This is a genomic window from Bernardetia sp. Wsw4-3y2 (genome assembly GCF_037126295.1).
Lineage (GTDB): Bacteria > Bacteroidota > Bacteroidia > Cytophagales > Bernardetiaceae > Bernardetia.
Genome location: NZ_CP147017.1, coordinates 1,325,104 through 1,342,043, shown reverse-complemented (window position 1 = coordinate 1,342,043; position 16,940 = coordinate 1,325,104). Strand labels below are relative to the sequence as shown.

General features: G+C 31.5%; 14 protein-coding genes. 10 read left to right on the top strand and 4 right to left on the bottom strand.

The features are described 5' to 3' along the window. Window positions 1-144 precede the first annotated feature (144 nt). Together V9L05_RS05320 and V9L05_RS05315 are read left to right on the top strand one after the other, a co-directional pair. Window positions 145-450 (top strand): DUF4286 family protein, encoded by a 306-nt coding sequence (locus V9L05_RS05320; RefSeq protein WP_338814664.1) that lies wholly within the window; start codon window positions 145-147, stop codon window positions 448-450. Between the two features lie 136 nt (window positions 451-586). After that, the gene (locus tag V9L05_RS05315) at window positions 587-1,861 is read left to right on the top strand and encodes a DUF1015 domain-containing protein (protein ID WP_338789957.1); all 1,275 of its coding nucleotides are present in this window, start codon (window positions 587-589) and stop codon (window positions 1,859-1,861) included. Between the two features lie 86 nt (window positions 1,862-1,947). On the opposite strand, the gene V9L05_RS05310 is transcribed toward V9L05_RS05315, so the two are convergent. Further along, window positions 1,948-2,667 (bottom strand): hypothetical protein, encoded by a 720-nt coding sequence (locus V9L05_RS05310; RefSeq protein ID WP_338814663.1) that lies wholly within the window; start codon window positions 2,665-2,667, stop codon window positions 1,948-1,950. Between the two features lie 398 nt (window positions 2,668-3,065). On the opposite strand from V9L05_RS05310, the gene V9L05_RS05305 reads away from it, so the two are divergent. Continuing rightward, window positions 3,066-6,068, top strand: a complete 3,003-nt coding sequence (locus tag V9L05_RS05305) for a glycoside hydrolase family 3 N-terminal domain-containing protein (protein WP_338814662.1) — start codon at window positions 3,066-3,068, stop codon at window positions 6,066-6,068. A 1-nt stretch (window position 6,069) separates the two neighbouring features. Here the strand turns inward: V9L05_RS05305 and V9L05_RS05300 are convergent, their stop codons facing one another. Beyond that, a complete protein-coding gene (locus V9L05_RS05300; protein ID WP_338814661.1) occupies window positions 6,070-7,083 on the bottom strand; it encodes a potassium channel family protein in 1,014 nt (337 codons plus the stop codon). Window positions 7,084-7,273: 190 nt separating this feature from the next. On the opposite strand from V9L05_RS05300, the gene V9L05_RS05295 reads away from it, so the two are divergent. Next, complete coding sequence (locus V9L05_RS05295) at window positions 7,274-7,612, top strand: hypothetical protein (protein ID WP_338814660.1); 339 nt, start codon at window positions 7,274-7,276, stop codon at window positions 7,610-7,612. Window positions 7,613-7,705: 93 nt separating this feature from the next. Here the strand turns inward: V9L05_RS05295 and accC are convergent, their stop codons facing one another. Both accC and V9L05_RS05285 read right to left on the bottom strand, forming a co-directional pair. After that, entirely contained in the window at window positions 7,706-9,226 is a 1,521-nt protein-coding gene (gene accC, locus V9L05_RS05290) for an acetyl-CoA carboxylase biotin carboxylase subunit (RefSeq protein ID WP_338815414.1), read from the bottom strand. Between the two features lie 120 nt (window positions 9,227-9,346). Then, window positions 9,347-10,627, bottom strand: coding sequence for a HAMP domain-containing sensor histidine kinase (locus V9L05_RS05285; protein WP_338789962.1), 1,281 nt, complete (start codon window positions 10,625-10,627; stop codon window positions 9,347-9,349). Between the two features lie 257 nt (window positions 10,628-10,884). On the opposite strand from V9L05_RS05285, the gene V9L05_RS05280 reads away from it, so the two are divergent. From V9L05_RS05280 to V9L05_RS05255, 6 genes are all read left to right on the top strand, one after another. Beyond that, window positions 10,885-11,670 (top strand): SAM-dependent chlorinase/fluorinase, encoded by a 786-nt coding sequence (locus tag V9L05_RS05280; protein ID WP_338814659.1) that lies wholly within the window; start codon window positions 10,885-10,887, stop codon window positions 11,668-11,670. A 14-nt stretch (window positions 11,671-11,684) separates the two neighbouring features. After that, window positions 11,685-12,335, top strand: coding sequence for a hypothetical protein (locus V9L05_RS05275; RefSeq protein ID WP_338814658.1), 651 nt, complete (start codon window positions 11,685-11,687; stop codon window positions 12,333-12,335). Window positions 12,336-12,535: 200 nt separating this feature from the next. After that, a complete protein-coding gene (locus V9L05_RS05270; protein WP_338814657.1) occupies window positions 12,536-13,717 on the top strand; it encodes a cysteine desulfurase family protein in 1,182 nt (393 codons plus the stop codon). Between the two features lie 106 nt (window positions 13,718-13,823). After that, a complete protein-coding gene (locus V9L05_RS05265) occupies window positions 13,824-14,390 on the top strand; it encodes a DUF4180 domain-containing protein (RefSeq protein ID WP_338814656.1) in 567 nt (188 codons plus the stop codon). A gap of 204 nt (window positions 14,391-14,594) precedes the next feature. Next, complete coding sequence (locus tag V9L05_RS05260) at window positions 14,595-15,881, top strand: nucleoside transporter C-terminal domain-containing protein (protein WP_338814655.1); 1,287 nt, start codon at window positions 14,595-14,597, stop codon at window positions 15,879-15,881. Window positions 15,882-16,098: 217 nt separating this feature from the next. Next, a complete protein-coding gene (locus V9L05_RS05255) occupies window positions 16,099-16,830 on the top strand; it encodes a porin family protein (protein ID WP_338814654.1) in 732 nt (243 codons plus the stop codon). Window positions 16,831-16,940: the final 110 nt, after the last annotated feature.

Below are 16,940 nucleotides of genomic sequence, written 5' to 3'. Positions count from 1 at the left end.
TTTTGAGTATGTAAATCATTTTGTTTTACACAAAAAAGCATTGCTTTTTTATGGAACAAATAAGTTGAGAAATAAGTATCTTTGTTTTTTATTGAATTTATTCTGATTTTTCAGAAATACTAACAGATAACGAATTTTTTTGAGATGATTTTATATAATGTTACCGTAAATGTTGAAGATTCCATTCATGATAATTGGATTAAATGGATGAAAGAAACACACATTCCAGATGTTATGAATACAGGCATGTTTGAAGAACATAAAGTATTGAAATTATTATCCCAACTCCCAGAAGAGGAAGGAACAACTTATGCTATTCAATATTTTTGTAAGTCTTTAGAAGATTTGGAACACTATCAGCAAAATTTTGCACCCAAATTGCAAGAAGACCATTTAAAAAGATACGGAAATAAAGTTATTGCTTTTCGTACTATTTTAGAAATTGTTTGAGAAAAACTAGAAAACTAGAATTGTAGAATGAAAATAATTCTCATATTATTTTCTAATTCGCTTGCTAAATTTCCAGTTTTTATCTCCCTCATTCCTGTTTTCTAAATCTTATTTCTTAATTCCCAATCCCTATAACATGGCAGAAATCCGTCCTTTTCGTGCTTGGAGATATAACTCTTCACTTACTAATCAAATTCAAGAATTTACTTCTCCCCTATTTGATGTTGTTTCGCAAAAACAAAGAGATAAATTATATCAAAATCCATTAAATAGTATTCATTTGTCTGTCCCTTTGGGAGAAAATCCAGCAGATGATGCCAGAAAAACACTTACAAAATGGATAGAAGACGGAACAATTCAGCAAGATGAAAAGCCTACAATTTATGTTTACTATCAATATTTTGCTCTTCCTTCACGTATTTCAAAGAAAAAAGAGTATTGTAGAAAGGGTTTTGTTACCATGATAAAAGCGTATGATTGGAATGAAAATATTATTTTAAGACATGAGAATACGATTCCTGCTGCTGTAAATGATAGAATAGAATTATTAGAAAAAACGGGACTAAATGTTAGTCCAACTCACGGATTATATGGCGATAGTAAGTTTGAGTTAGAAAAATATATGGATGAAGCTATCAAGAATCCAATTTATGAAACAGAAGATTATCAAGGTGTAAGAGAAGTTTTTGCTAAGATAGATGAGCCTGAAATTGTAGAAAAATTTGTTCAAAAGGTGAAAGATAAAAAAATAATTTTAGCAGACGGACACCATCGTTACGAAAGTTCAATGGTTTATCGTCAGACGTGTAAAGAAAATAATCCCAATCATACAGGTGACGAATTGTATAATTTTCATTTGATGTATTTGACCAATTCAAACTCAAATGACCTTCGTATTTTGCCTACACACCGTTTATTAACAGATTTAGAAATAAGTGAAGAGCAGATTTTAGAAAAACTAAAAGAAGATTTTATTATCAAACCAGTAGAAAATGCCTCTGATTTGAATGAAATGATTTGGGGTAAAAAGTGGGCATTCGGACTTATCTTCTTAGAAAATGCCTATAAAATTCGTCTAAAACCAGAAAAATGGGAAACTTTAGCTTGGAAATTTCCAGATTCTGTCAAAAATCTTGATCTTACTGTACTTCATTATTTTTTTATAGAAAAAATAATTGGAATAAAAGGAAAAGATCAACGCAAGAGTACAAACATTGAATTTGAAAGAAATTTCACAGACTGTGTAACCAAAGTCATAAAAGGAGAAGCTGATTTAGCTCTCATTACAAATGCTGTTACGATGCCAGAAGTAAAAGAAGTTTGTAAGACAGGCTTTACAATGCCACAAAAATCAACTTATTTCTATCCAAAAGCAATTTGTGGGTTTTGCTTCGCTAGTGTAGAAGACTAGAAAAAGCTAGATACAAAAAACGTCATTCTATTTTCAAATAAAATGACGTTTTGTATTTTCTTTAACTAAAAAGTTACTGATTAAGATTATTCATTGGCATCTACTTTATAAGTAGTTTCAATATTTCCATCTGCCATAATTTCATACATTCTACCTTCAGTTTTCGCTTCTACCATCTTTCCATCTTTATCTTCATATTCCAAACAAGTAAATTTATTTTCTTCATTTAATTGACATACTTGTTTACGTGCTTGTTGCTTTCCATTGTTTCCAGCTGTGATATTGTAATGAACGTTTTGGTGGTCAATAGGATTACCATATTCATCAAAAGTAACTATTTTGGCATACTCATAAATGTTTCCATCTTTTGCATAAAACACTAAAGCATGGATTCCTTTTGGTGTTCCGTCCAATTTACCAATCAAATATAATTCTGCATTGGGTTCTTCTGGAGTTACAAAAATATGCTCTCCATTCTGATTTACAATATCAAAATATTTAGTAAACATTTCAGTAGTTACTTCCATTGGAGTCATTTTATCAGCACTCTCAATTCGCATGGGTGCATCTATTTTTGCTACTTTATTATTTACAAAATAATCAAAGTCGTACGAAACACGACCATACGTATAAAGTCGGTCTGCTCGTGTATCTAATGAAGGATCATAAACATTATCAGCATCTACTGTAACAACAGCATCAACATCTTTATAAGGATTTTCATTGCGTTGTGCATCTGCATCAAAAGAAATTCCACAGAATAAAACAGAGGCAACGGCTAACGAAGAAAAAATTGTAGTTTTCATAATAAAAAATTAAGGTTAAAAAATAATTTATTTATTGTATTTTGAATGAATAAAGAATACCTAATTTGTATTTGATACAATAATAAATTTGTAATAATTCTATCTTATTAACCTTTCAAATAACTCAATGTTTTAAAAAATATAGATTTGTGAGTTTTATTAAAAAAAGCGAAGTCTGGCTAATAGTTGGTTTTCCTTACAAGATAATTTAATTCAGATTTACTGTTTCAATTTTTAATAGATTTGCCTACTTTTATTTCGGAATAATTATTGAATTATTCTTATTCCTTAGTTTTCTCTGTTTTTTCGTATTTCCTCTCTATTTTCAACCAGTAATTACTTATTTCCCTTACTTTTTTTGGGAAATGATAAGTGATACCATAAATAAAATAATAATAATGATTAAAAATAATTTTAAAGCCAAAATTTCTATCCTCACAGGAATTATATTTTCGTTTTTGATAACGCCTATTTTGGCTCAAAATATTACAAGCGCACAAATTATAGCAAAAGCTGTAGCAGAAGAAAAACAAAGGATTGATAATTTAAAATGGGAAAAACGAGAAAAATGGGTCAATCAAAAACTTTCTAATTTAGATTTAGAACAAAAAATAGCTCAACTTTTCATGATTGCAGCCTATTCGAATAGAGATGAAAGTCATTATAAAGAAATTGATAATTTTATTACAAAATATAAAATTGGAGGCTTAATATTTTTTCAGGGAACACCTTCCAAGCAAGCCCAGCTAACCAATCGTTATCAAGCAAAAGCAAATATTCCTCTTCTTATCGCAATGGATGCAGAATGGGGACTAGGAATGCGACTAAAAAATACAATTAGTTATCCTCGTCAGATGGTTTTGGGAGCAATGAATGATTCTCTTGCCGTTTATGATTTAGGAAAAGAAGTAGCTCGCCAATGTTTGCGTTTGGGGGTTCATGTCAATTTTGCGCCAGTTATTGATGTCAATAGTAATCCAAAAAATCCTGTTATTGGTACTCGTTCGTTTGGAGAAAATAAATATAGAGTGGCAGAATATGGAATTGCTTACACCAACGGCATGCAAGATGGTGGACTTATCGCAACAGCCAAACATTTTCCTGGACACGGTGACACAGATTCGGATTCACATTACACACTTCCACAGCTCAAACACGACAAAAAACGATTATCCGAACTTGAGTTATATCCCTTCAAACGTCTTTTTGCTGATTCAGTATTGTCTGTTATGGTGGCTCATTTGAATGTTCCTGCGTATGATAGCACAGAAAATATTCCTACCACGCTTTCAAAAAATGTAGTTACAGATTTATTGAAAGATGAACTCGGTTTTGATGGATTAATTTTTACAGATGCCATGAATATGAAAGGCTTGTCTTCTAACTTTACGCCAGATGAAGGAAATGTACAAGCTATTTTGGCAGGAAATGATGTATTACTTTATCCAGCAAGTATTCCAAAAGGAATTGCACTTATCAAAAAAGCAGTAGAAGAAGGAAAAATTTCTGAAACTGAAATTGAAGAGCGAGTAAAAAAAGTATTGAGAGTAAAATATTTTGTTGGCTTAAATGACTTCAAACCTATAGAATTGAAGGGTTTAGATACTGATTTGAATAATGCAAAAGCAAATATATTGAATGAAAAATTGCATCAAAAGGCTGTTACGATTGTCAGAAATGAAAACAATCTGATTCCTTTTCAAAAGTTAGATACACTTTCTTTTGGTTCGGTTGTAATTAATGAAAAAGAAGGAAATGCGTTTCAAAAAATGCTTTCTAATTATGCGCCTTTTGAGCATGTTGTTATTTCGTCTGTTTCTACTTCTGCTTTTTCTGCTGCTAAATCTAAATTATCAAACAAAAAAGTAATTATTGTAGGTGTTTTTGGAGTCAATCAATATTCTGTAAGTAATACTTTTGGAATTTCGGCAGCTACACAAAATTTTGTAAAAGAATTACAAGATTTAGGAAAAAATGTTGTGGTTGTAGATTTTGGTCATGCTTATAGTTTAGAAAAATTTGAAGACCAAAAACATTTGGTAGCTGCCTACATAGAAAATGATATTATGCAAAAAGCTGTCCCACAGGTTCTTTTTGGTGCAGTCCAAACACAAGGACGTGTACCTGTTTCGGCAGGAGAAAAAATCAAAGAAGGTGATGGATTTACTACAAAATCATTAGGACGATTGAGATATTCAGATTATCCAGAAGGAACAGGAATGAACTCTAAATACCTCAATGAACGTATTGATTGGTTGGCAGGTGAAGCCATAAAATATAGAGCAACTCCAGGGTGTCAAGTAATTATTATAAAAGATACAACTGTTATTTTTCAAAAATCGTATGGTCATTTTAAGTATGATAAAAAACAGAAAGTAGAAAATGAATCTATCTATGATTTGGCTTCCCTGACTAAAATCGTAGCTACCGTTCCTGCCATGATGCAGCTCGTAAATGAGAAAAAAATTGATTTAGATGTTCCTATTTCTACCTATTTGACAGAGTTAAAAGATTCTGAAAAAGGAGATGTTACAGCTCGTCAGCTTTTGATGCACAGAGGAGGTTATCATGGAAATATGCCTGGTTGGTTCGAAACTTTTTCAAATGAAACTAATTACAATAAATTTTATAGTAATCATTGTGATCAAGAATATTGTGAAGAAATTGCGCCTAATCTCTATGCAAAAGCAGGAATAAAAGACAGTATTTGGAACTGGGTAGTAGAATCACCTATGCGAAACAAACGTGCTGATGGTTCGTATAGTTATCGTTATAGTGATAGAGGTTTTTATATGCTCAATCAGCTTGTGGCTCGTGTTTCAGGCACTTCTTTAGATTATTTCGTTGAAAATAGTTTTTACAATTCGCTAGGACTTTCAACAGCTAGTTATCATCCTCTTCGCAAACATGACAAAAATAATATTGTACCTAGTTCGATAGATAATATTTTCAGAAAAGATGAAGTTCGTGGAATTGTTCATGATTACTCTACAGCTATTTTGGGTGGGGTAAGTGGACACGCAGGGACGTTTGCCAATGCAAATGATATTGGTATTTTGATGCAAACTTTTCTTCAAGGTGGAAATTATGGAGGAGTTCAGTATTTTGATAAAGAAGTAGTAGATGAGTTTACAGCAAGACAAATTACAGGGGGAAGAAGAGCATTAGGGTTTGATATGTCTGTAAAAGGAAGTAAAATTCCTGCAACACTTTACGCTTCTGAAAATACTTTTGGGCATACAGGTTTTACAGGAACAGCAGCTTGGGCAGATGCAGACAAAGGAATCATTTTTATATTTTTAGCAAACCGAACTTACCCAGATGAAACCAATAGAAAATTAGTTACTAAAGGAATTCGTACACGTATGTTGGAAGTTGTTTTTCAATCGGTTATGGAGTGATTTAATCATACAATCTACTTTTTTCATCATCTAAATCATAAATATCTGTCCAGATCCAGCCTGAACTAGCTAAAAGAGAATCCATATTTTCTAATTTGATATTTTCTAACTGAATTGTAGTAACATTTACTTGTTCTTTTTCAAAAATTGGTAACCAATATTTTAGTCTCAGTTCATTTATTTCATCTTCTTTAAATTTAGTATTCTTCTTTTTATTCTTCATATGAATTTCCATGAAATAAGCTAGTGAGCGAATAAGAGGAAGAAATTTTATTTTTTGAGTTTTGTCTGCTTGGCAAAATATAACACGCAAAACTTCATACAAATTCACGATTTGAAGTGATTCTGAATTTGTTCTTTTGTTGGTAAGATAATTTTCTATCATCGGAAATGATAAATAATTGTGAGTAAAGGAACTCAATAATTCTCTCATGTCAGGAAGAACATCAAATAAAAGTTGAAAATTTTCTTCTTGCGTAAAATAAGCATACAACTCTTTAGGATTTTTGCCCATTGAAGAAATAGTAACAGCCAAATTTCGCTTATTACTAACAGCACCAGTAACTGAAATCACATAAGCTAGGGCAGTAGTAAGCAAGATAAATCCAGTAAAAGAAAGCAATCCAGTGACTACTTGTCCAAAATTAGTATTGGGCTTGTAGTCTCCAATTCCGACGGTAGAAAGAATATAACAGGTATAATAAAATCTATCTAAAAAAGTAGCAGGCTGATTGGTAGTCGAATTTACAACCATCGGTTCATTACTACTAAAAATAAATAAACACCCTACCAATAAAATAATAAGCCATAAATTAAGCGTAGCAGTAACATGTATAAAACCTGATATTTTACGTAGCCATTTCCAATTCAGTCCTAATATAATTTTGGAGAGAAGATTATTAAAATATTTTGTTAGAAAGCCAGAGCCATTTCCTGAAAGTGTAGTATAAAAAAAATCTATAAAAATGGCTATAATGAGAAGTAATCCGATAGGAAAAAATGAAAAATGGAGCATAAAATTTTTATAGAAGAATTATAAAACCAAAAATAAATTCAAAAATTCTAACCTTATAATTACTTTTTTGTTTAATTATAAAATGTTTTTGAGTGGTAATAACACACAAACATTTAACATAGAAATTAGCTCTCATCATTTGTAGCTATTATTTTTTAAACTTTTATTTTTCTCTAAATTTTATTTGATTATGTTTATTTTAGAAGTCAAAAACAATATTGAGGTCGAAACACCTCGTGGAAAAGGTAGAATCTTATATATTACAGAATATGGAATGGAAGTCGAAAAACTTTTTACTGTTGCTATCGACGAGAGTGGAGAGATTTGGGAATTTACCAACCGAGATATTCGTGTAGTTTCAAATCTTACTTTTGGAAGAAAACTTCCCAAACGTTCGCCTGATTTTTTTCAAAAGCAAGGCACAGTTTTTCCATCTCCAACTATTCATAAAAATCAGTCATTAAATGTAGATAGAGAAATTCCTATTCAGGCTAATGGCTTAAATGGACAAGCCAAAAAACAGGTTTAAAAGTCTAATATAGTGCATAAAAAAACCGTTTTTAAGCTATTTTTTTTTAGTTTAAAAACGGTTTTTTCTTAATATTACTTAGAAACTTTATAATTAAAAAACTCTACGTTTCTTTCTCCAATCACTCATTCCACTAGAATTATTATTGCCGTTGTTGGTATCTCCACCAACGACATTATTCTTACCTTTTCCATTTTCTAAAAGCTGACTTACAATAGCCACAGCAATTTCTTCTTCTTCTTTTGAAGTTTCAGCCTCTAAATATTCGGGTTTGAAATGATTTTCTACGAATTTTGTACTAAAATTTCCACTTCTAAAGGCTTCATGTTGCATGACAAACTTACAGAAAGGTAGTGTTGTCTGAATTCCAGAGATTTTGTATTCGTCTATTGCTCGTATCATTCTGTCCATTGCTTCTTCTCTGTCTGCTCCAAAAGTGATAAGTTTGGCAATCATCGAATCATAAAAAATAGGCACTTCCATTCCTTGCTCAAAACCATCATCTACACGAACTCCCAACCCTTTTGGCGTTTGATATTCTACTACTTTTCCAACATTCGGCAAGAAATTATTAGCTGGGTCTTCTGCATAAACACGCACTTCAATCGAATGACCATTTATTTTCAAGTCTTCTTGTTTGAAAGAAATTTCTCTTCCTTCTGCAATTTTGATTTGCTCTTTTACCAAATCAATTCCTGTAATCTGTTCTGTAATTGGATGTTCTACTTGCAGACGAGTATTCATTTCTAAGAAATAAAAATTTAAATTTTCATCTACAATAAATTCTACCGTTCCTGCACCATAATAATTACACGCTTTAGCTACATTTACAGCAGCTTCTCCCATTGCCTTACGCATTTTTTCATCAACAACAGCCGAAGGAGCTTCTTCTACTACTTTTTGATGGCGACGCTGGACAGAGCATTCTCTTTCGAAAAGATATAAAATATTTCCGTGTGTATCTCCTAAAATCTGAATTTCGATATGACGAGGCGAACCAATATATTTTTCAATAAAAACAGCACCATCTCCAAAAGCAGATTGTGCTTCACTAACAGCACGTTTCATTTGCTCTTCAAACTCTGACTCATTTTCTACTACACGCATTCCTTTTCCCCCACCTCCTGCGCTTGCTTTTACCAAAATTGGATAACCAATCTGTGCAGCTTCTTTTTTTGCTTCTGCAATATCCTCAACAGCATGATTAATTCCTGGAACCATTGGAATATCATATTTTGAAACAGCATTTTTGGCAGCCAATTTACTTCCCATTACCTCTATAGCCTCAGGAGAAGGAGCAATGAAAATAAGTCCTGCTTCTTTTACTTTTCGTGCAAAATCAGCATTTTCAGACAAAAATCCATAACCAGGGTGAATGGCTTGTGCGCCTGTAGTTTTGGCTGCTTCGATGATTCTATCTCCTCTTAAATAAGACTCGGACGAGGGAGACGCACCTACACAAATGGCTTCATCGGCAGCACGAACATGAGGAGCTTGTCGGTCTGCTTCACTAAAAACAGCTACCGTTTTGATACCCATTTCTTTGCAAGAACGAATAATACGAAGAGTGATTTCGCCACGATTGGCAATAAGAACTTTGGTAATGTTAGTAATATTCATGAGGTAGGCTAAAGGTCTTTTTTTATGTTGTAAATTTCTAGTTTTACAAAAGTCGACAAATTATTTAATAATTTAAAAAAAACTACGTTAGTTTTTCTTATTCTAAATGCTAAGCTATATCAGATTCGGTATTTCTAAATAAAATGTAGTCCCTTTTCCTAGTTCTGAATCTAGTTTTATTGTAGAATTTATTTTTTCTAAAGTTTCTTTGAGAATATAAAGTCCTAAGCCTGAGCCTTTACTGTTTTCACTAGCTCTATAAAACATTTCAAATATTTTTTGTTGGTGTTCTGTAGCTATTCCGATACCATTATCTTGAATTATAATATGAGCTTTATCTTTGTTTATATCACCTTTTATTTTGACAAAAGAATATTCTTTTTGTTTATCTGAATATCTAAAAGCATTTGATAATAGGTTATTAAAAATAATTCCTATTCTATACAAATCGGCATAAAACTCTTCTTCTTCTTGAGCAATAGCAATTTCTACTTCAACATACTTTGCTTTTGGTAAATACTCAAATTCTTTAGTAAGCTCAGTAATATATTCTTGCCAATTTATTTTTTGAGGAGTTACTTTAATACGAGAGTTACGGGAATAATCTAAAATATCTTTGATAAAAGAATCTAATTTTAAAAGACTTTTTTCTTTTAATATTTCATAATATTTAAGTTGATTAATATCACTCTCTGCTTTAGAAATATTAATCAAACCCAAAACAGAAGAAATAGGCGCACGCAAATCATGACTTACACTATAAACAAAGTTATCTAATTCTTGATTGGTTTTGGATAGCTCTATATTTTTAGATAAAAGAATTTTTTCAGATTCCATAAGTTGATTGAATATATCTTGATAAGACTTAATCAGTACCCAAGTTACGACAGGTAGAATAATAAATAAGAGCAACATATTTACTTTTCCAAACATATTCTCATAATAATCATCTATTTGTGGGAGGTGAGGAAAAATATCATAATCATATAACACTAAAATTAATGCAAATAATAAAGGAAAAATAGTATGAAAAATAACATATCGTTTGGAGCGAATATTAAGGATAGAAGGAATTAAAAGAATAGATACAAAAAACAAAAAATGAATATTACTATTTCTTCCTACACTACTTGAAAAGTAAAATACCATTATATTAAATCCTAATAAAAACCAATGAGCAGCCCAATCTGTTCCTAAATATACTTTTATTATAATGATGCTTATGAGATAACAAAAGGGAATTAACCAATACCATAAATTTTCCCATAACCCAAAATAAATATCAGGTACAAAGCTCAAACTCATTGAAACAAATAAAAAATACACTAAATAATTAATATTTTTACTGCGCTGTTTTTTTTCATTTTTTAAAAAATCCTGAATTGCATTTTCCATTCTCTTATAAAATATATTTATTAAAATAAGTCAATTTAATATTTTCATGGCATTTATAGTTTTCAATAGGAAATTAGGAATAAAACATTGATAATCAAATTTCTGTGAAAGCAAATTGGAAAAATTAAGGCAATAATAAACAACAAATTGTTTCGTGTTGGCACTAAAAAAAGTCAAAATTAAATATCTCTATACACTACAAATGATAATCTTTATGTATATTGCTTTTCAATTTTAAGAAATAAAAAATAGACAAAATGCACGCAAAAGGACTGAATATGAATATTGTTTTACTTACTGATTTTGGCTATCAAGATGGTTTTGTGGGAGTGATGAAAGGTGTTATCAAATCACTTTCTCCTCATGTAAACTTGATAGATTTGGCACATTCTGTTCCAGATTATGATGTTTTGCGTGGAGCTTTACTTTTAGAAGCACATTATAGTTATTTTCCGAAAGGAACAATTTTTTTGTGTGTCATTGACCCTGGAGTTGGGAGTGATAGACAGCCGATTATCGTCAAAAGTGGAGGGTATTATTTTGTAGCTCCTCATAATGGAATTTTGGATTTAATAACAGCCATTGAAGATATAGAACAATGTATCGAAATCACAAACAAAACCTATATGCTTGAAAGTGATTCGAATAGTTTTCATGGTAGAGATATTTTTGCGCCAGTAGCTGCACACCTTGCCAACGGAATTTCGATGGAAAATATGGGAGAAGAAATTCAGTACGATTGGTATCTCAATTATCCATTTAGCACTTACAATGAAGAAGAAAAAACAGTAACAGGAGAGATTTTGTCTTTTGATAAATATGGAAATGCCCTAACCAATCTTAGAGCAAGAAAAGGAATAAAGTATGGAAGGATATTAGAACAAGATGCCAAATTCTGTGATTTTTTCTTACAAGGAAATGAAAGAATGCCCAACCTTATCAATGGCTCTTTTGGTAGAGTAGAAATATTTGTTCCTGAAAAAAATGCAGAAAAACAGCTTCGTTTGAGAAAAGGGGATGAAGTAACTTTATATTTGAAATAGAATAAGGCTGAAAAATGAATTTTCTTCAAAAAATAAAAGAATTAAAATGGTTACAAATCTTCATCATTTATACTCGTTATTTGATAGGAGCAACATTTGTATTTGCTAGTTTGATAAAAATAAAAGGACATCGCTTTACTAGAGATAGTGGGGCAGATATGCCTGTTGATTCGGCTTGGCATTTTTTCGAAACGATGTATCAATCAGGTCTCTATTGGCAGTTTTTAGGTTTTGGACAGCTTGTAGCAGGTTTTTTCTTGATGACTCAACGCTATTCAAAACTTGGTGCAGCAGCTTTTTATCCAATAATTTTGAATGTTTTTGTGATTACTGTTTCGTATAATTTTGGAGGAACAATTTATATTACAGGAATGATGCTTTTAGCAAATACACTACTTATTCTTTGGGATTGGAATAGTTTTAGAATATTTTTTAATCAACCTCTTATTCAAGACAATAAAGACCGATTAGAATATGACTTGATTTGGCAAATAACAGGGCTGATTTTGTTTGTTTTTACAGCTTCTTACAGAATTTACACAGATAATTATGATATTTTATTTTGGCTAGGAACTTGTATTTTTATTGGATTAAGTGCTTTCCTAGTCTGGATTTGGAAAAATAGAAAAAGAACGTCTATTATAAAAAAACAGTTACAAAATTGAGTTTTTTATAAAATCTCTGTACCTTTGTGAACTTAGTCTGCCGATTAATCAATTCATAATCAGCAACTTACCAATTACAAAAAATACATTATACTATACAGAACAGTAGGGAAAGATATTCTTAGATTAAATCCTAAGTCTTTTTAAGACTCTTAAATTTTGGAAAACAATACTGTTCGTACTAAATTCATATACCATTTATGTCAATTTCCTCTTCTTCCTCTCGCATTTATTTAGACAATGCAGCGACTACACAATTAGATAAAGCTGTTTTAGATGAAATGATGCCATTTTTGACAGAACATTTCGGAAATCCTTCTTCTACACACAGTACAGGAAGAATTGTAAAATCTGCTGTTGAGAAAGCTCGCAAAACGGTTGCAAGTCTTTTAAATACATCGCCTGCCGAAATATTTTTCACGTCTGGAGGAACAGAAGCCGATAATACGACTTTACGCTGTGCTGTTCGCTCGCACAATTTAAAGCATATCATCACTTCGCCTTTGGAGCATCATGCTGTTTTGCATACCGTTGAAGAATTAGAAAAAAGAGGAGAAGTAAAAGTAAGTCTAGTAAATATTGATAAAAGAGGAAATGTTGATTTGAATCATTTAGACGAACTTCTCAGTAATCTTTCTACCAAAAATGAACGTGCTTTAGTTTCACTCATGCACGGAAACAACGAAATAGGAACAATCCTAGACTTGAAACAAACAGGAGAAATTTGCGAAAAATATAATGCTATGTTTCATTCTGATACTGTCCAGACGATGGGATATTATCCAATGGATTTGCAAGAATTACCTATTCATTATTTGGTAGGTTCGGCACACAAATTTCATGGTGCAAAAGGAATAGGATTTTTATACATTCGCCACGATGCAGGTTTTTGTCCCTTCCAAACAGGAGGAGCGCAAGAGCGCAACATGAGAGGAGGAACAGAAAATGTAGCTGGAATTGTCGGACTTGCAAAAGCCTTAGAAATTTCAATTTCAGAAAGAGATGCTCACAAAAAACATATTCTTTCTCTAAAAAGCAGAATGATAGACAAACTAAGAGCTATTTTTGGCGAAGATGTCAATTTTAACGGAGAATCTGGAAATCTTGAAACAGGACTTCCAAAAGTATTGAGTGTTCAGTTTCCAAAATCAGATATGGGCGATATGCTTTTATTCAATTTGGATATTCAAGGAATTTCGGCATCGGGTGGAAGTGCTTGTTCTAGTGGTTCAGAAATTGGCTCACACGTTTTGACAGCTCTCAAAAATGACCCTTCTCGTCCTTCTGTTCGTTTTTCATTTAGCAAATACAACACAATTGAAGAAATTGATTATGTTGTAGAAAAAGTAAATGAGATTTATGCGCCTGTATTAGCAAAATAGGGCGAAGTAGATTTTTGATTTTAGTTTAATTTTGAAACTCGTAAAGTATTGTGCTTTGCGAGTTTTTTTGTCTAAAAGATATATAAGTTCTTAAAGAAGAAAAACAATGAACCAAGAAAAAAATATTTGTGTTGAATGTGAATCAGAATACTATAAAGATAGTTCTAAAATGGCATGTTTATGCCCAGACTGTGCCTATCAACTATATCAATATCCGAATTGTCTTCACAAATTTGAGAATGGCAATTGCGTTAAATGTGGTTGGAATGGACAAACATCTGAATATCTAAAAAATAGAACAAAAGAAATGGAAATTAAAACACACAAAATAAACACTACACAAATAGCCGAGCTTATTTCAGATGCTATTCTTATTAATAATGATGAAGATAGTTTGAATTTATTAGGCAATTTATATTATCAAGGATTTGACAAAATGATTTTACATCAAAAAAATATTACTCCTCATTTCTTTGATTTAAAAAATGGAATGGCTGGAGAAATTCTTCAAAAATTTTCTAACTATAGAATGTCTTTGTTAATTATTGGAGATTTTTCTGAATTGACACAGCAAAGCAAAAGTCTGAAAGATTTTATTTATGAAAGTAATAAAGGAAAACAAGTTAATTTCATAAGTTCGATAGAAGAAGCAGTTGAAAAACTAGCAAAATAATATTCTCTTGGGTAAAAGCAAATACACATTTAGGGCATAAAAAAACAATCAAATTCAATATCAAATTTCTAAATCTGAATAATTTACTCTACTTTCGCTGTTTAATTGTTTTCTCAGTATATTTGAGAAAATGGATTTAAGAATTTGCTTTGCCGTTGTTGGTGTTTTCATCAACAACTCCTATTATAAAACTTTAATTGAATTATGGATTATTTGAGAGGATTGTTAGGAATGTTGGTTTTGCTAAGCGTGGCTTATGCGTTTTCTAGTAATCGAAAAGCTATAAATTGGAAATTAGTTGGAATTGGTATTCTTTTACAAGTAATTTTTGGAATATTGATTACTCAAGTTCCTCAAGTAGCACAAGTATTCCGAAGTGTAAGTGAAGGATTTGTGAAATTTTTGAGTTTTGCCAACGACGGAGCTAAATTTTTATTTAGTGATTTGGCTGATGTTCCCAAAAGTGGTTTTATATTCGCCTTCCAAGTTTTGCCTACTGTTATTTTCTTTTCTGCCGTAACAACAGGATTATATTATTTAGGAATTCTTCAAAAAGTATCTTATGGAATTGCTTGGCTGATGGCTAAAACAATGGGGCTTTCAGGTGCAGAAAGTCTTTCAGCAGCAGGAAATATTTTTTTAGGACAAACAGAAGCTCCTCTATTAGTTCGTCCTTTCATTGCCAAAATGACCACTTCTGAGCTTATGTGTTTGATGACAGGAGGAATGGCAACCATTGCAGGAAGTGTTTTGGGAAGTTATGTTGCTTTCCTTGGTGGTGCAGATTTAGTCAAACAAGCTGAAGTAGCTGCTCAACTTCTTAGCGCATCAATTATGAACGCTCCAGCAGGAATTGTATTTGCCAAAATGCTCATTCCAGAAACAAAACCAGAACTCATTGATTCAGAATTAAAAGTAAATAAAGAAACTTTAGGTGCAAATGTTATTGATGCTTTGGCAATTGGTGCAGGTGACGGATTAAAATTAGCTCTCAATATTGGTGCAATGCTTTTGGCTTTTATTGCTGTTATTGCTCTATTGAATTATATGCTTGAAGTAGTTGGAGATTATACTACATTAAATGCTATCATTGCAGAAAGTACAGATGGAGTTTTTAGTAAACTTTCTATGGAATATATTTTAGGACAAGTATTTCGTTTGGCAGCCTTTGTTATTGGTGTAGAGTGGGCTGATACACTTCAAGTAGGAAGTCTTTTAGGACAAAAAACGGTTATTAACGAATTTGTAGCCTATGTAAGTCTTGCAGACCTTCAAGAAAAAGGACTTATTTCCCCTAAATCTATTACGATTGCTACATTTGCGCTCTGTGGTTTTTCTAATTTTAGCTCAATCGCTATTCAGATTGGAGGAATTGGAGCAATGGCACCTAATCAACAAGCAAATTTATCTCGTTTGGGATTGAAAGCCTTATTAGCTGCAACACTTGCCTGTATGATGACAGCAACAATTGCAGGAGCTTTATTGTCATAAAGTTTTAATTTTAAAATTACATAAACATACTAGAGTACTGGACATGAATCTGTCAGGAAACTTTTAAAGTGTCAGACAATTCGTATATTTAACTGTCTTGACACCTTTGAGGTGTCCGACAGAGCAGAAAAAAAACATTTTATCTAATGTCCAGTACTTTATAAATATACACCCCTTAACTAATACTGTTTACAATTTACACAACAATTCAACTATTATGAATTTAATTAAAATTTCTGTATTTGCTATCCTTTCTTTTTTAGTAACTTTTCAAGCAACTGCCCAAATTCAATTTGGAGTTAAAGCAGGCTTAAATATTAGCAATATTGGTTTTGTCTCTGAAAATGAGGATGATGAATTAGATACAAAAATGTTATTTCGTTATCATGTGGGTGCTACAGCTAACTATGATATAAATGAGGCTTTGAGTTTACAACCTAGTTTATTATTTAGTGTCAAAGGGTTTAGAGTAAATGAATCTGCAAAAGATGATTTTTCTGAGTCTACACTGAAAGGTCATGGTAGTTTTTATTATTTAGAAATTCCTATTAATTTAGCATATAAAATTAATAATTTTCAAATATATGCAGGTCCTTATGCAGCTTTTGGAATAGGAGGAAACGGTAAATCAGAAACTACTCAAAAAATTAATTTTGGTGGTCTTGTTTCAGAACAAACTATAACGGATAAAATTACTTATAAACCTTATTACCGAGAAATTACTCAAGATGATGACTTTAAAGAAAGTGAAAATCCCTATAGTGGACTTGATTATGGTCTTAATATTGGAGTTGGCTACAAGGTAAATAGTCTTTTATTTAATGTAGGATATTCGTATGGGTTAGGAAACTGGCTTCCTAAAGTAGAAGGAAACAATGATTATAGAAAAGACAATAAAATTCAGAATCGTGTAATTACACTTTCAGCTAGTTATTTCTTTGGAGAATAAAAAAAACAAATTTTAAGAGCCTATGAAACTTACATTTTCATAGGCTTTTTTATTTTATATAAATTTTTATGTAAAACAATAGTAAATTTTATATCTTAGAGTATTCGTAT

Excerpts from the sequence above, each read along its gene's own strand:
- V9L05_RS05320 (WP_338814664.1), top strand. The coding sequence starts at position 145 with ATGATTTTATATAATGTTACCGTAAATGTTGAAGATTCCATTCATGAT.
- V9L05_RS05315 (WP_338789957.1), top strand. The coding sequence starts at position 587 with ATGGCAGAAATCCGTCCTTTTCGTGCTTGGAGATATAACTCTTCACTT.
- V9L05_RS05310 (WP_338814663.1), bottom strand. The coding sequence starts at position 2,667 with ATGAAAACTACAATTTTTTCTTCGTTAGCCGTTGCCTCTGTTTTATTC.
- V9L05_RS05305 (WP_338814662.1), top strand. The coding sequence starts at position 3,066 with ATGATTAAAAATAATTTTAAAGCCAAAATTTCTATCCTCACAGGAATT.
- V9L05_RS05300 (WP_338814661.1), bottom strand. The coding sequence starts at position 7,083 with ATGCTCCATTTTTCATTTTTTCCTATCGGATTACTTCTCATTATAGCC.
- V9L05_RS05295 (WP_338814660.1), top strand. The coding sequence starts at position 7,274 with ATGTTTATTTTAGAAGTCAAAAACAATATTGAGGTCGAAACACCTCGT.
- V9L05_RS05285 (WP_338789962.1), bottom strand. The coding sequence starts at position 10,627 with ATGGAAAATGCAATTCAGGATTTTTTAAAAAATGAAAAAAAACAGCGC.
- V9L05_RS05280 (WP_338814659.1), top strand. The coding sequence starts at position 10,885 with ATGCACGCAAAAGGACTGAATATGAATATTGTTTTACTTACTGATTTT.
- V9L05_RS05275 (WP_338814658.1), top strand. The coding sequence starts at position 11,685 with ATGAATTTTCTTCAAAAAATAAAAGAATTAAAATGGTTACAAATCTTC.
- V9L05_RS05270 (WP_338814657.1), top strand. The coding sequence starts at position 12,536 with ATGTCAATTTCCTCTTCTTCCTCTCGCATTTATTTAGACAATGCAGCG.
- V9L05_RS05265 (WP_338814656.1), top strand. The coding sequence starts at position 13,824 with ATGAACCAAGAAAAAAATATTTGTGTTGAATGTGAATCAGAATACTAT.
- V9L05_RS05260 (WP_338814655.1), top strand. The coding sequence starts at position 14,595 with ATGGATTATTTGAGAGGATTGTTAGGAATGTTGGTTTTGCTAAGCGTG.
- V9L05_RS05255 (WP_338814654.1), top strand. The coding sequence starts at position 16,099 with ATGAATTTAATTAAAATTTCTGTATTTGCTATCCTTTCTTTTTTAGTA.